Below are 13,454 nucleotides of genomic sequence, written 5' to 3'. Positions count from 1 at the left end.
CTGCCCGCCTTTTCTGAGAAACCCTCAGAAAGGCTTAAAACCATGCAGTGGCTATACTCATCGCTTCGAGTTAATACCAAAAAGGTAAAGTTCGACCTTTTTGGTATTAACTCTCTTAAAAATGAAGCATATGGCCTAGTTTTTCTGATTTTGTTTTTAGGTATTGTTCGTTGTCTTTGTTGTGTGGCAATTGCAAGGCTACTCGTTCTATGACTTCAAGTTCATATCCTTTTAATCCCGTGATTTTACGTGGATTGTTTGTTAGCAATCGCATTTGCTTAACACCTAATTCTCGTAAAATTTGAGCTCCGATGCCGTAGTCGCGTAAATCAGCTGGAAATCCTAGCTTTTCATTGGCCTCTACCGTATCATACCCTTCTTCTTGAAGCTTATAGGCTCTAAGTTTATTCATTAAGCCAATGCCACGACCTTCTTGGCGCATATAAAGAAGAATTCCACTGCCTGCTTGCTCAATCTGAGCTAATGCAGCGTGCAATTGCGGACCGCAATCACAACGATGTGAACCAAAGACATCACCCGTTAAACATTCAGAATGAACACGGACTAGTATCGGTTCTCCTTCAATAATTTCTCCTTTCACTAAAGCAACACTTTCTTTTTCATCAATAATATCGGAGAATCCAATAGCACGAAAATCACCAAATTCAGTTGGTAGTTGAATTTCAACTTCGCGTTTTACTAATTTATCTTTGCGATGACGATATTTAATCAAATCCTTGATTGTAATCATTTTCAACTTATGTTCATCTGCAATTTTGCGTAATTGTGGTACCCTTGCCATCGTTCCATCCGCATTCATGATCTCACAAATGACACCAGCAGGCTTTGCACCCGATAATCGCGCTAGATCAACCGCTGCTTCTGTATGCCCCGCACGTCTTAACACTCCTCCATTTTTCGCAACAAGTGGAAAAATATGTCCTGGGCGTTTGAAATGATGCTTCATCGATTCGTCATCAATTAAAGCTCTAACCGTATCCGCTCTCTCTTTAGCTGAAATCCCTGTGGAGTTAGTATAGTGATCTACACTTACTGTAAAAGCAGTACCATGAGGATCTGTATTATGATCAACCATTGGTACAAGATCAAGTTCTTTCGCACGTTCTTCTGTAATAGGAGCACAAACAAGACCGCGACCATGTGTCACCATAAAATTAATGACTTCAGGAGTTGTTTTTTCTGCAATCGCTACGAAATCTCCTTCGTTTTCACGATCTTCATCGTCACAAACGATAACACATCGTCCTTGCATCAACTCATAGATCGCTTCCTCTATCGGATCAAAATTTTTGCGTTCTTCCTTCTTTTCAGTCATCTCTATTCACCATCCCATCCTCTAATTTCATTTATAACCGTGCTCCGAAAGGAAACTCTCTGATAACGAAGATTGAGATTTCTTATTAGGTTCAAAGCGTCTTGAGATAAATTGTTCGATGTACTTACCGACCATGTCACATTCAATGTTAACGATATCGCCTACACCTTTTAATCCAATAATGGTCTCCTCAATGGTATGAGGGATAATCGAAATCGTGAAACTTTCATTATCGACTGCAAAAATCGTTAAGCTTGTTCCATCTACAGCGACAGAGCCTTTTTCAATTATATAATGGCGCAATTCTGGCGTAACACCGATGCGATAGTAGACGGCATTATGTTCTGGTTTCTTCGTTAAAATTTTTCCAATTCCATCAACATGTCCAGATACAAAATGCCCCCCAAAACGTCCTTTCGCACTCATTGCACGTTCAAGATTCACCTTTGAACCTCGACCAAGCCCTTGTAAACTCGTTGCTCTAACGGTCTCCGGCATGACGTCTACAGTAAAGTGAGTAGACGCAAAAGAGGTTACGGTTAAACATACACCGTTCACAGAAATACTGTCTCCGAGATGAACATCTTTCAAAATGTGACTAGCACCAATTTTCATCACCATTGATTCTCCACTTGAACGTATTTCCTGAATGTCTCCTATCTCTTCTATAATACCCGTAAACATTTACTCACTTCCTTTCACACGAGCGACAATTTTTATATCCTTACCTATCGTAGTCACTTCAGCTACTTCTAATTCAAGTGCGTCTTCTACTTCATCAATTCCTTCTCCGCCAATTGCAGTCGGTGCAGTATGGCCCCCGAATAATTTAGGGGCTAAGTAGGTGATCATCTGATTGACCGCTTTAGCCTTCATGAAGCTGCCATTTACTTCAGCACCACCCTCAACGAAAAGTGATGTCACCCCTTTAGAACCGAGGATCTGTAAAATCGTTTCGATAGAATCATTAGGAAGCTGAATTACCTCAATGCCGTATTTTTCCATTTCTTCTCTTTTTTCTTGAGCAGTTTTATCCACTGTCAAAATCCAAGTCGGGGCCTCTTGGTCTTGAATAATTTTAGCGGTAAGCGGCGTGCGTAAACTCCGATCCAATACTACACGAATGGGATTTTTCCCACCACTCAAAAGTCGCGTTGTTAGCGAAGGGTCATCAGCAAGCACAGTTCCAATTCCTACAAGTATGGCATCGTGAGTGTGACGATAACGATGTACATCTTCCCTAGCTTCTAGTCCTGTGATCCATTTACTCTTTCTTGTTACAGTAGCGGTTTTCCCATCAAGAGTTGTCGCTGATTTCAACGTAACAAAAGGCTTCGCATGTTGGATAAAATAAAAGAATACTTCATTTAATGCATTTGCTTCTTTTTGTCCAACCCCAACAACAACTTCTAGACCAGCTTTTTGCAACTTTTCTATCCCACGCCCTGCAACTGCAGGGTTCGGATCTGTTGTTGCAATAACAACTTTCGCAAGTCCTTTTTCAATAATTAAATCTGCACAAGGCGGTGTTTTTCCGTAATGACTACACGGTTCAAGAGTGACATAAATGGTACCACCCGTAGCCTTATCTCCAGCCATTTTCAATGCTTGCACCTCGGCGTGGCCTTCTCCCGCTTTCAAGTGAGCTCCCATCCCAACGATCGCACCGTCTTTAACGACTACAGAACCTACCATTGGATTGGGTGTCGTTTGTCCGCGTGTACTTTCTGCAAGTTGCAGAGCAAGTTTCATATAATCAAGATCATTCATATAATTCCTCACAATCCTTTACTTCATAAAAAACACATAAAAAGCCCTGAGTTAGAACATACTCAGGGCTTGATTGTAAAAGTGTTCACGAAATAAACGTGCAATTAGCAAATTGCCGTTCTTGTCAGCGTGTCTAAAAAAGGATAAACTACTCCCCTTATAAAAAGGTTTCAAAAAAAACAAATAACCTTTTACACTGATTCGTTCCTTCTCCCATCCAGACTTTCACTGTCGGTCCCGGATTTTCACCAGGTCCACCGCCTCTATATACATAGAGTCGGGTCACGGACTAAGAAGCTATTGCTTCATCACCGCCGGTCGGGAGTTTCACCCCGCCCCGAAGGAAACGACCAAAATTTGGTCTAATATTAGGTTGTTCTTAAATTGTATCTCTATTCGTTGTATTTCGTCAACAAAAAGATCTTAAGTGAAGGTAAGTGATTTTGTCACCTATCATTTAAAATAAAGTCTGCGCCAATACCGCACTTGCGTTTAACATGTTATCATTAATGCATAGTTACTGTTTTAAGGAGGACCCTTTTCATGCAACATACTTGGCTGTCAGCTGCATTTATTTTATCAATTGCTAGTAACCAAGCAACTTTTAATAGAGGAATTAACTATCATCGATTAGGAAAAATTTCAGATTTAACCTATGGTTCACGTTTGCAGACCTACTTTGCCGTTGTCGACGGCTCTTTGCTTTATGAATGTAAAGTAAAGATACACGGACCTGAACAACTTGATTATGCGTGTGATTGTGAAGCAGCTAACACCTATCCAGGTGCATGCAAGCATATTATCGCCATGTTGTATGAGATCAAAGAAGGCTCTAACGAAGCAGAAGTGCCCGTGCTAGAGTCACCACAGGCTAATAGCAAACTGTTACAAAGGTTTCGGGACACGACTTTTGAAGAAGTATATTTTCCTTCTATTCATATGGAACAACTGTTGGTCGAGTATGAGATTATATTCTCGTATGCACCGAGCTTTAAAGAACATGTAATTGATAAAATTGAATTAAAGTTAAAAGTCGGATCCAAACGAATGTATGTCGTAAGGGATATCGAGGAGTTTATTCAAGCTTGGATGGAGAAACAATCCTATACATTCACGCCTAACTTTCGTTATGATCCCTCTGTTCATGTTTTCAATCAGCATGATGTCGCTATTTTTCAACAGTTGTTTACTCATTTGGCCATTCAAGCCACACAGCAACAACCTTATTACTTCAGGCCAAACCAAAAGCGTTCTTTAGAAATACCAGCCGTAAGCCTACGTTCTCTTTTAGAGAAGTTAAAAGAAGTCTCTTTCTCATATTCGATCGGGGGGTATCAAACAAAAAACGTCAAAATTGAACCGCTTGGCCAACAAAGACTGTTTCAATTTTCTTTACAGGAATCTTTGGAACAAGAGAATCTGATCGAGTTAATCAGCTTAAATGCAGCTGATTTTGATTTTGCAGAAGAGGAATATCAAATTCTTATAAGCGCAAATAAAATCTATCAATTAACAAGTGCTCAAGCAAAAGAGATTCAGATTATTGGGGAACAACATTCAAACGATGAAGTTATGGATGTTATTCCCAAAGAGCAGCTAGAAGCTTTCTGTTCTTACGTTCTTCCTTCGTTGTCTACGATTGGACAAGTAGACATGTCTGAATCTTTGCGACAATCGATTGAAACTAAGCCATTAAAGGCGAAGTTCTTTCTCGACATTGATAACGGCATTTTAACGGGGCGTGTATCGTTTGAATACGGGGAGTACACTCGTAATCCATTTGATGAAAAGAACGATTCTACTCAAGAGAAAATCATCACTAGAGATGTTCGGAAAGAAGAGCTGATTCTAGAGTTAATTCGCCGTACTGATTTTTCCATCATGGAAGGACAACTGAAATTATCAACATGGGATTCGATTGTCCCCTTTCTTTTTGAGGAGCTCTCTCTTTTACAAAATCAACTTGACGTCTATACGACTGCTTCCGTCAAAAAAGTCATTGCTACACCAACATCGACTCCATCCGTTAAATTAGATGTCAATTCAGAGACCAATTGGCTTGATTTGACGTTTTCAATCGATGGCATTCCGGAAGAAGATATCATCGATGTCCTTCGTGCGTTGCAAACAAATACTAAATACTACAGATTGACTTCTGGATCTTATTTGCAATTAAATCATGATCGATTTGATTCGATGAAACAAGTAATAAAAACCGTTGCCTCTCCTAAACAAGCGTTGCAAAAAGAGATGGCCATTCCTTTGCATAAAGCCTTTGAATTAGAGGGTGACAAAAGCTCGACAAAAGTGTCTAAGAAACTGCATCAACTTTTGTCGGACATTCAATCACCTGAGTTTAGTGACTGGAAACTTCCTTCAGACTTCCATGCAGATTTACGAGAATACCAAGTCAATGGCTATCGTTGGTTACGGACATTAGCTCTAGTTGGACTCGGAGGAATATTAGCGGATGACATGGGACTTGGGAAAACCGTTCAAACGATCGCCTTTTTACAAGCTGAGAAAGAAGCACGTTCATCATTCCAGGCATTGATCATCGCTCCAGCAAGTCTAATTTACAACTGGGAAAAAGAAATCGCGAAATTCGCGCCATCATTAAATGTTATTGTAGTGGTTGGGACCAAACAAGCACGCAAAGATTTACTTATACAAAACCCTGATGCTGATGTTTTTATTACTTCCTATCCGCTCATTCAACGGGATGGTGATATTTATGAATCCTTATTATTTCAGGCGATTATCCTTGATGAAGCACAGGCGATAAAAAATGAAACAACGAAAACAACAAAAGCGGTACGAGCATTAAGAGCCAATAGTTGCTTTGCCTTAAGTGGCACTCCGATTGAGAATCATCAAGATGAGCTTTACTCGATCTTCCATAGCCTCTTACCTGGAATGCTCGGTACAAAAAAGCAATTTAAAGATTTAGAAAATGAAGTGATTGCGAAACGAGTTCGCCCCTTCATCTTACGCCGCCTTAAAAAAGATGTTTTATCAGAGTTGCCTGATAAAATTGAAACCGTTCAATACACTGATCTAAGCGCAGATCAAAAGAAAATGTATGTTGCCCAAGTTAAACAGCTAACAAATGATGTTAACGAAGCGATAAATACTAATCAATTCCAACAAAAACGAATTGAGATTCTAGCTGGCTTAACTCGACTAAGGCAAATTTGCTGTCATCCTAATTTGATCAATCAAGACGCCGTTTATCAATCTGGCAAAATGGAGCGATTATTGGAATATGTAGAGGAAGGCTTACAATCAGGTCAACGAATGGTAATTTTCTCTCAATTCACTTCCATGCTCCGTCTCATTAAAGACTCATTTGATGACAATGGTTGGACTTATCATTATTTAGATGGGCAAACTCCACCAAAACAACGGGTTGAAATGGCAGAACGGTTTAACAACGGCGAACAATCTCTCTTTTTGATTTCACTAAAAGCTGGCGGAACAGGACTTAATTTAATTGGCGGTGATACAGTGATTCTCTATGATACATGGTGGAACCCAGCGATCGAAGAACAAGCTGCTGATCGTGTGTATCGGTATGGTCAAACAAAAAATGTCCAAGTCGTTAAATTAATAGCAAATGGTACGATTGAAGAAAAAATCCTTGATTTGCATGAACGCAAAAAAGCACTTGTTGATTCGATTATTCAACCAGGTGAGGAAACGCTACAATCACTAAGTGCGGAAGATATAAGGAATCTATTAACTTTTTCGTAAACGGACTGAATAGTACAGCAAAGAAGTGACTCTATAAAGCATTTGAGTCACTTTTCTTTCTCCGTTTTATTATAGTTTTCGCAAACTAATTACACTTAACCATTTATCCGCTATTATGGATTTAAATAGTTTTTTTGTACGGGCCCATTATCATATAATTGTATTCCTTCCTCTTTCAAATGTTCCTTTAATGTTGACCAAAGACATCGTTGCCCACACAACCAATTAAACGAACAGCCGCACCAAGCCGAGCGGCTGCAACCGCTTGGTTAGCTCCTTTTCCACCAGGTACAGTATTAAATGATTGGCCTAGCACCGTCTCACCTACATTTGGTCGGACTGTTGTTGTTATAACTAAGTCCATATTTATACTCCCTATTACTGTAATCTTCTTTTTATTCATGAACCCCCCCCCAAACTTGCAAGGGAACTGAAGCACAGAGCAGAACCGTTTCTTATGCCAAAAAGCTACAAGAAACTTCAGGTGTACAGTTTGGAGAAATTTCTGTTATGATGCAATATTTATTCCAAGGATAGAACTGTCGGGGCGAACAAAAATACCGTGATATGTTACTTGACATTGGGACAGAAGAAATTGCTCACGTTGAAATGCTTTCTACGATGATTGCTCAATTGTTAGACGGAGCACCTGCAAAGGAACAAAAAGAAGCAGCTAAAGACCCGATTATTGAAGCTGCATTAGGCGGAATGAATCCTCAACATTTAATTGTCGGAGGACTCGGTGCAAAACCAGATGGCAGTATGGGTTACCCTTGGACTGCTCGCTATACAATTGCCAGTGGCAACCTTAAACGCTGAATCCCAGGGACGCTTGTATGAGATGACAAATGATCCTGGTGTAAAAGATATGTTATCGTTTTTAATTGCAAGAGATACGATGCATCAAAATCAATGGATGGCTTCTATCGAAGAATTAGAGCAGAAGCAAGATCCAATTGTTCCTAGTACTTTCCCGCACCAATTACAAAAGAATGAAGTAGCTTATTCATTTATGAACTTTTCCAATGGCATAGAGAGCGCTCAAGGAAGATGGGCAAATGGCCGAAGTATGGATGGTAAAAGTAACTTTGAATATATTACGAGTCCTGAATTAATGGGTCAAGTTCCAGCTCTCATACAAGCTCCAGCTTATGTGCATGATAGTCCAATACCCGGACAACCTCCTCCCATGACAAACCAAGCAAATTTTTCTCAACCTCTACAATAATTAAACACCACCCACTCATTCCAAAGGAAGTGGGTGGTTCCACTTGTTTTACTGTTACATCAGGCAATATCAAAGCAGGTTAAACAGAAGGACGCAAAGGAAAAATTAAAGTTTAACCGAACTCCTCCTAGTTTTATTAAAAAAACAAAAGAACCATCCTCCCATTAATGGTAAAGATGATTTTTTATTGGTCTGAGGTTTAAGCTACTCATCTTTTAAAAACAAACGTCCAGTAAACTCCGCGAAGGTTGTCGCTAATGGATATTCTTCCCAAGTCCCATTGACAGAATCGCTTTCGGTAATATAGATAACAGAAGGTTGTTTGTTTTTTCGGTAATCAAGTGCTAACCAAGAGTGAAGATCGCCTGTTAAGAGAACCATCCCTTCCGGAAGACTACATTCCTCAATAAAAATCGGTGATAAGCCGATACCATGATCGATGTCAATTTCATATAAATAAGGAATAATTGCAGCATCACCATCTTCAAATAAAACATACCTGAAACTGAGTTCTCCACCATTTTGTGCTTCCATTAATTGAATATAAGCCATCGGCAGTTTAACTCCTAATAATTGTTCAACTTCCTGGAGTCTTTCTTTTGTTAATTTTACTCCAGGCTTATATTCTGATGGCGATTTCCAAAAATTAATCCCCTCATAAAAACGCAAACTCATTTTGCTTCCTCCGACTTCTTGAAAAATTCAATGCTTCTCCTGTTGCGAAACAGGTTTCGGTCTAGCTCCCAATTCTTCTAAAACATCGTGAATCGAAAGAATGACAAATAACATAATGGTTTCAGTTGTAAAGTGATGATGGTACTTTTTAGTTGAAGGTTGAGAGTCATCATTCGTGTGCCAAAACTGCTCATCAAGTTCTCTTATGTTTTTAATGTGTTCATCCGAGGGGGTTACCCCCGCCGTTTTTAATAAGTCGACGGTCGAATCAATCGTTTGTTTCAGAAGGACTTGATCAGAATGACTAAATGCTTTCTCACTAATATGTACGGTTATTAAATGCCCCAAATGATAATGAATTTGCTGTAATCGATTTAACTTTTTGGTCTCATTAACGAAAACTCTTAATTCACTAATGGAATGCCTGTGATACTTCCATTCATCACGCTGATAACGAGACAATTGAAAAGATTTTGCTAATTCACTTGTTATTCTCATATACTCTTTTTGACAATCCCTTGAAATTGCTTTTTTACTCGATATAAGTTCATCTGTTCTTTTTTTCAGAAGTTCCGCTGTATCTTCAAACAGTTGATCATTACGCTTTTTGATCTCCTCTGAAAAATGAGGTGGCATTATAAAAAAATTTACAAAAGTTGAGATAATCAAACCTATCGTTGTCGTACCAATTCTTTCAATAAAAGTTAAAAAATAGTGATCTTGTGTTACTGGAATCATCGCAACTGCGGTTATCGTCGCAATAAGGGCTCCAACTTCTAATTTTAGTCCAATACAGATATAGATAGTAAACACAGCTGCAAGAGTATAGGTAATAGGACTATGACCGAACCAATAAGTAAACGTCGTGGCTAACCCAGCTCCAATTAAAGCAGCAGGAAAACGAATGATTCCTTTTCTGATTGAATCTGAAGCTGTTGGTTCAATCGTTACAATAGCAATAATAACTGCAAATACGATAGGTAAATCAAAATAATAACAGATTGTAGCAGTAATAAAAACAGCAATCCCTGTCTTAATTAACCTAGCTCCAAAAAACTTAATTTTTCTATCACTCATATTTAATGACCCTACCTAATAATTTTAATCTATCATTAATTCTAGCACACAATTAGATAGGAAAAGGGGATCTGTCCACATTTGTATAAAAATCTATTCTTCATTTTTTGAAAGATACGCATATAATTGCTCTTGTTGTCCTATATTCCCAAACGCATGAGTTACTCCCCACACTAGATCGACTTTTTGCTGATTTACCTTGGCGTCTAAATCATGAAAAATTCGATGTAAAAATCTGACCGCCATAGAATCTCCTGTATTCGTAGCTATTATGAGAAAATCATTCGCATTTTTCATATCATTTATTACTTTAGAGTTAGCAAATCCTTCTTCCTGTAACCATTTAATATCTTTCCGCAGGCTTTTCCATTTATCATCATTTTCTAATTGCGTTGCATTCACCTTTTCTGCATTACCCCAACCAGCTAATTCATTTAAATATTCATGTTGTTTCGCTATGAGAGCTTTTACAGCTATTTCTTGACCTTCGCGAAAGGCAAGATGCTCATATCCTTGATCCTCTTCTAAGCCGGCAGTACCTGTCTTATCTATTTCTACTTCATTTTCTTCATCTAATTTTTCTGGTTTTTCAACAGTAACTTTTTCAGCATCTATCTTATTAAGGGAAGACTCTTCAATTGAATTATTAGTAAAAGCGATGTAATACACGCTAACACCCACAACGATGACTCCTAAAACACCAATAAGTATTCTATTCACATTAAGCATCTCCTTAACATAGTAGTCTATGAAAATCCTACTATGAATTGAACCTCTAATTCAAGCACATGACAAAACAAGATCGAATTCGTTTTTATAAGTCAAAATACTAGGAAATAATTCGATTATTTTTGTCAAAAAACATCCTCTAGAAAGCATGTTTTGAATTTTGATTTGAGATTTTCTATAAATTCCTTTTCACTACTGCCCAAATAACACAGTTGCCGTAAAAATAAGTACGTTCTTTATTTCATCGTTCCACGTCCTAGTTAAGCACTTTTTTGAAACTCCTTCTTTTTTCTGACATGTTCTATGCTATTCGTTAGCATTCCTGATGTTAAGTACACACCTAAAAATACAAGTAGCCCGCCGACCAATTGTTCAGTCTTAATGGTTTCACCAAGTACTAAACTAATGAGAGCTGTAAATACTGGAATTAAGTTTAAGAAGATCCCAGCTTGACTTGCCCCTAGCTTTTTCACTGAGATATTCCAGAATACAAAGGAACAAACTGACGAAAACAAAAACATATATAAGATTCCATATAAAGATAGTTGACTTACTTCAGAAAAATAAAAGCCTTCCCAAAGAGCAAAAGGCGCCAAGATCACCATTGCTAATAGTGTTGATACCGCTGTTGCAGTAATTGGAGGGATTAATAATCGTTTGCCAATAATAGAATAGAATGTCCAAACAATAACGGCGCCTACCATTAACAGATCACCCTGATTAAAACTAATTTGAAAGATTCCAAGTAAATTCCCTCTAGTTAAAATAATAAGTGCACCAAATAAAGAAATAAACAAACCAACTATTTGTATTTTTGATAAAGACTCTTTTAATAATAATACCGAAAATAAAACAATTAGACCTGGATTAACCGCACTAATTAAGGCAGCATTGGTTGGTGAAGTATACCCAAGTGCTGAATAAAGCAGTAAATTATAACCAACAATCCCAAGAACCCCTAGTAATAATAATGGTCGCCAGGCTTTCTTCACATCTTGCCAAATCGGTTTTTCAACTATGATCGCCATCGGAAGAAGAACAAATAAGGCAAGTACCCACCTTGAAAACGTAATCCAAACGGGCGAAAGTTCTGTAACAATATATTTCCCAAAAACATAATTCCCTGCCCAAAAAAACGTAGCTAAAATCAATAACAGCCCATACTTTAAACTCTTCAACAGTCTCTCCCCTTCTCTAACCTTTCTTTTTTTATTCCTACACGAATAAAAAAAGCTTCCTTCAAGGAGCATCGCGCGCTCATAAAGAAGCTTCTAAAGCGTTCTGTATATTATTATGCCAGAATATTAAAAGTAAGTAAACAACACTTCAATGGCAACTTCATAGGTTAATTGACCTGGTTGAATAGGTGTAGTAGTCGTTTGTGCTGCAAGAACAGCTGGATACCGCTCAGGAGATTGAGATTTAAACACCTCGATCACTTCAAGCGGTCTTGGATTCAGCGTTACATGAAGGGAATCAGTAATCGTCTCAGCTTTCAGCCTCGCATGTTCAATGGCTTGCGTTAAAGCTTGATTATAAACGGGCATAGGGTCTTTTAAAGTGAACTGAATAGAAGCGATTGAATTCGCACCATTATCAACGGCTGTGTCAATAACAAGACCTGCTAAACCTATTTGGTCAAGCGTGATTTGAAGGAGGTGTACAATGCGATACCCTCGAAAAACTTCGACTCCCTCGATATAATCATACTCAGGATCAACTCGATAGACAACTGTTTGTATTTGATTTTCTCGTACACCTATTTCTTGTATTGCGGCGATAACAGCTGCGATCGTTGTAGTATTCTCCTGTTGCCCTATAGTAATAGATTCATTTTCAGTAATAACCCCTACTGTCATTTGCACTTGGTCAGGCGAAGCTGTTACTTTCGCTTCACCAAAAACTTTTAACGTATTACGACCTTCTGCTGACGCTTGATTTTGACGATAATTCATCATGTTCCCACCTTTCATGAGATCATTCCCACCATTATTATATGGATTCTCTCTTCATATAAGACCTGATTACGAGGAAATAGAATAAGCATATGTTTACAAAAAGAGTATTTTGGGAAAGTGTTGTATAACCAATGATTAAAGGAGAGATTTACCAATGTATTTAAAGGCTAAAAGTCTAGGAAGCTTCTCCATGTTAATGAAAGATGGTGAACTAGGATCCATTGATAATCTTTATTTCGATCCAGTCTCGTTAAACATACGTTATATCGTTGGAGATACCAAAACTTGGTTTTTCGGAGGAAAGGTATTACTAAGTCTTGAAGGATGTACAGCCATAAACATTGAAAATCAAACCATTTCAATCAATGCAACCAAGGAACAGGTGAAAAACAGCCCAAAACTAGGCGAGCACTCTCCTATTGTCCGCTCTTTTGAAGAAAGATTAAGTGATTACTACGGTTGGCGAGATACCATTAGTCCATCTGTAAGCGGAGTTGATCTGAGCGGAAATCCTTTTGTTGCCGTCATAAATTCTGCAATTATGACAGATGATCCAGATGAAAGTGAAATTAATCCCGATTATTTACTGTTAAGTGTGAATGAGTTGAGACGATTTAAGATTTCTCAAATTGGTAAAGTATCAGATGTACTAATCAATCATAACACTTGGAAAATAGAGTTATTAGAATTAGAGATCACCGGCTTTCTCTCAAAGCAATATGTCCCTATATCAACCAAATCGATTACAAACATAAATTGGTCTGAACAAACGATTACTTTGAATAACGATCACTATAATTCAGCTGAAAATGATTTACGTGCCCACGTTCACGCGGGTCAACCTTTTTCGAAATAATAAAGAGTTAAACAATAAAGATAGAGTGATGTTAAAGGGACAAGCACTTTCGTTTCAGGTTGTGAATATCTT

At 38.2% G+C, this 13,454-nt stretch carries 10 protein-coding genes, 2 pseudogenes and 1 riboswitch; of the genes and pseudogenes, 3 read left to right on the top strand and 9 right to left on the bottom strand.

Going from position 1 to position 13,454, the window contains the following annotated elements; translation table 11 throughout:
* Nucleotides 1-115: 115 nt before the first annotated feature.
* From LDX58_RS06930 to ribD, 3 genes are read right to left on the bottom strand one after another with little or no spacing between them, the layout of a single operon-like run.
* Nucleotides 116-1,336: a bifunctional 3,4-dihydroxy-2-butanone-4-phosphate synthase/GTP cyclohydrolase II gene (locus tag LDX58_RS06930; protein ID WP_227936103.1), complete on the bottom strand. Its 1,221-nt coding sequence runs from the start codon at nt 1,334-1,336 to the stop codon at nt 116-118.
* Nucleotides 1,337-1,363: 27 nt separating this feature from the next.
* Nucleotides 1,364-2,020 carry a riboflavin synthase gene (ribE, locus tag LDX58_RS06925; RefSeq protein ID WP_227936102.1) on the bottom strand — a complete coding sequence of 219 codons (657 nt, stop codon included), beginning with the start codon at nt 2,018-2,020 and terminating at the stop codon, nt 1,364-1,366.
* Nucleotides 2,021-3,106, bottom strand: a complete 1,086-nt coding sequence (gene ribD, locus LDX58_RS06920; protein WP_227936101.1) for a bifunctional diaminohydroxyphosphoribosylaminopyrimidine deaminase/5-amino-6-(5-phosphoribosylamino)uracil reductase RibD — start codon at nt 3,104-3,106, stop codon at nt 2,021-2,023. It lies immediately after the preceding gene.
* Between the two features lie 201 nt (nt 3,107-3,307).
* Nucleotides 3,308-3,455, bottom strand: a riboswitch (FMN riboswitch).
* Nucleotides 3,456-3,649: 194 nt separating this feature from the next.
* Here ribD and LDX58_RS06915 point away from each other — a divergent pair.
* Nucleotides 3,650-6,859, top strand: a complete 3,210-nt coding sequence (locus LDX58_RS06915; protein ID WP_227936100.1) for a DEAD/DEAH box helicase — start codon at nt 3,650-3,652, stop codon at nt 6,857-6,859.
* A 196-nt stretch (nt 6,860-7,055) separates the two neighbouring features.
* Here the strand turns inward: LDX58_RS06915 and LDX58_RS06910 are convergent.
* Nucleotides 7,056-7,262 (bottom strand): annotated as a pseudogene (locus LDX58_RS06910) (PfkB family carbohydrate kinase); the annotation flags it as partial.
* 53 nt (nt 7,263-7,315) lie between these two features.
* Here LDX58_RS06910 and LDX58_RS06905 point away from each other — a divergent pair.
* Nucleotides 7,316-8,087 (top strand): annotated as a pseudogene (locus LDX58_RS06905) (manganese catalase family protein); the annotation flags it as partial.
* A 204-nt stretch (nt 8,088-8,291) separates the two neighbouring features.
* On the opposite strand, the gene LDX58_RS06900 reads toward LDX58_RS06905, so the two are convergent.
* From LDX58_RS06900 to LDX58_RS06880, 5 genes are all read right to left on the bottom strand, one after another.
* Nucleotides 8,292-8,762 (bottom strand): SMI1/KNR4 family protein, encoded by a 471-nt coding sequence (locus tag LDX58_RS06900; protein WP_227936099.1) that lies wholly within the window; start codon nt 8,760-8,762, stop codon nt 8,292-8,294.
* 27 nt (nt 8,763-8,789) lie between these two features.
* Nucleotides 8,790-9,839: an FUSC family protein gene (locus LDX58_RS06895; protein WP_227936098.1), complete on the bottom strand. Its 1,050-nt coding sequence runs from the start codon at nt 9,837-9,839 to the stop codon at nt 8,790-8,792.
* A 93-nt stretch (nt 9,840-9,932) separates the two neighbouring features.
* Nucleotides 9,933-10,559, bottom strand: a complete 627-nt coding sequence (locus LDX58_RS06890) for a hypothetical protein (RefSeq protein WP_227936097.1) — start codon at nt 10,557-10,559, stop codon at nt 9,933-9,935.
* 269 nt (nt 10,560-10,828) lie between these two features.
* Entirely contained in the window at nt 10,829-11,746 is a 918-nt protein-coding gene (locus tag LDX58_RS06885) for a DMT family transporter (RefSeq protein ID WP_227936096.1), read from the bottom strand.
* Between the two features lie 126 nt (nt 11,747-11,872).
* Nucleotides 11,873-12,523: an SIMPL domain-containing protein gene (locus LDX58_RS06880; protein WP_227936095.1), complete on the bottom strand. Its 651-nt coding sequence runs from the start codon at nt 12,521-12,523 to the stop codon at nt 11,873-11,875.
* Nucleotides 12,524-12,716: 193 nt separating this feature from the next.
* Here LDX58_RS06880 and LDX58_RS06875 point away from each other — a divergent pair, with 193 nt between their 5' ends.
* The gene (locus tag LDX58_RS06875) at nt 12,717-13,382 is read left to right on the top strand and encodes a PRC-barrel domain-containing protein (protein WP_227936094.1); all 666 of its coding nucleotides are present in this window, start codon (nt 12,717-12,719) and stop codon (nt 13,380-13,382) included.
* Nucleotides 13,383-13,454 lie beyond the last annotated feature (72 nt).

Source organism: Alkalihalobacillus deserti, from assembly GCF_020734105.1.
GTDB classification, from domain to species: Bacteria; Bacillota; Bacilli; order Bacillales; family Bacillaceae_D; genus Halalkalibacter; species Halalkalibacter deserti.
The sequence above is the reverse complement of the archived record's forward strand: the minus strand, read 5'-3'. Positions and strand labels throughout refer to the sequence as shown.

What these genes read in the sequence shown, in the direction of transcription:
- LDX58_RS06875 (WP_227936094.1), top strand. Translation starts at nt 12,717, where the DNA reads ATGTTAATGAAAGATGGTGAACTAGGATCCATTGATAATCTTTATTTC.
- ribD (WP_227936101.1), bottom strand. Translation starts at nt 3,106, where the DNA reads ATGAATGATCTTGATTATATGAAACTTGCTCTGCAACTTGCAGAAAGT.
- LDX58_RS06895 (WP_227936098.1), bottom strand. Translation starts at nt 9,839, where the DNA reads ATGAGTGATAGAAAAATTAAGTTTTTTGGAGCTAGGTTAATTAAGACA.
- LDX58_RS06900 (WP_227936099.1), bottom strand. Translation starts at nt 8,762, where the DNA reads ATGAGTTTGCGTTTTTATGAGGGGATTAATTTTTGGAAATCGCCATCA.
- LDX58_RS06880 (WP_227936095.1), bottom strand. Translation starts at nt 12,523, where the DNA reads ATGAATTATCGTCAAAATCAAGCGTCAGCAGAAGGTCGTAATACGTTA.
- LDX58_RS06915 (WP_227936100.1), top strand. Translation starts at nt 3,650, where the DNA reads ATGCAACATACTTGGCTGTCAGCTGCATTTATTTTATCAATTGCTAGT.
- ribE (WP_227936102.1), bottom strand. Translation starts at nt 2,020, where the DNA reads ATGTTTACGGGTATTATAGAAGAGATAGGAGACATTCAGGAAATACGT.
- LDX58_RS06930 (WP_227936103.1), bottom strand. Translation starts at nt 1,336, where the DNA reads ATGACTGAAAAGAAGGAAGAACGCAAAAATTTTGATCCGATAGAGGAA.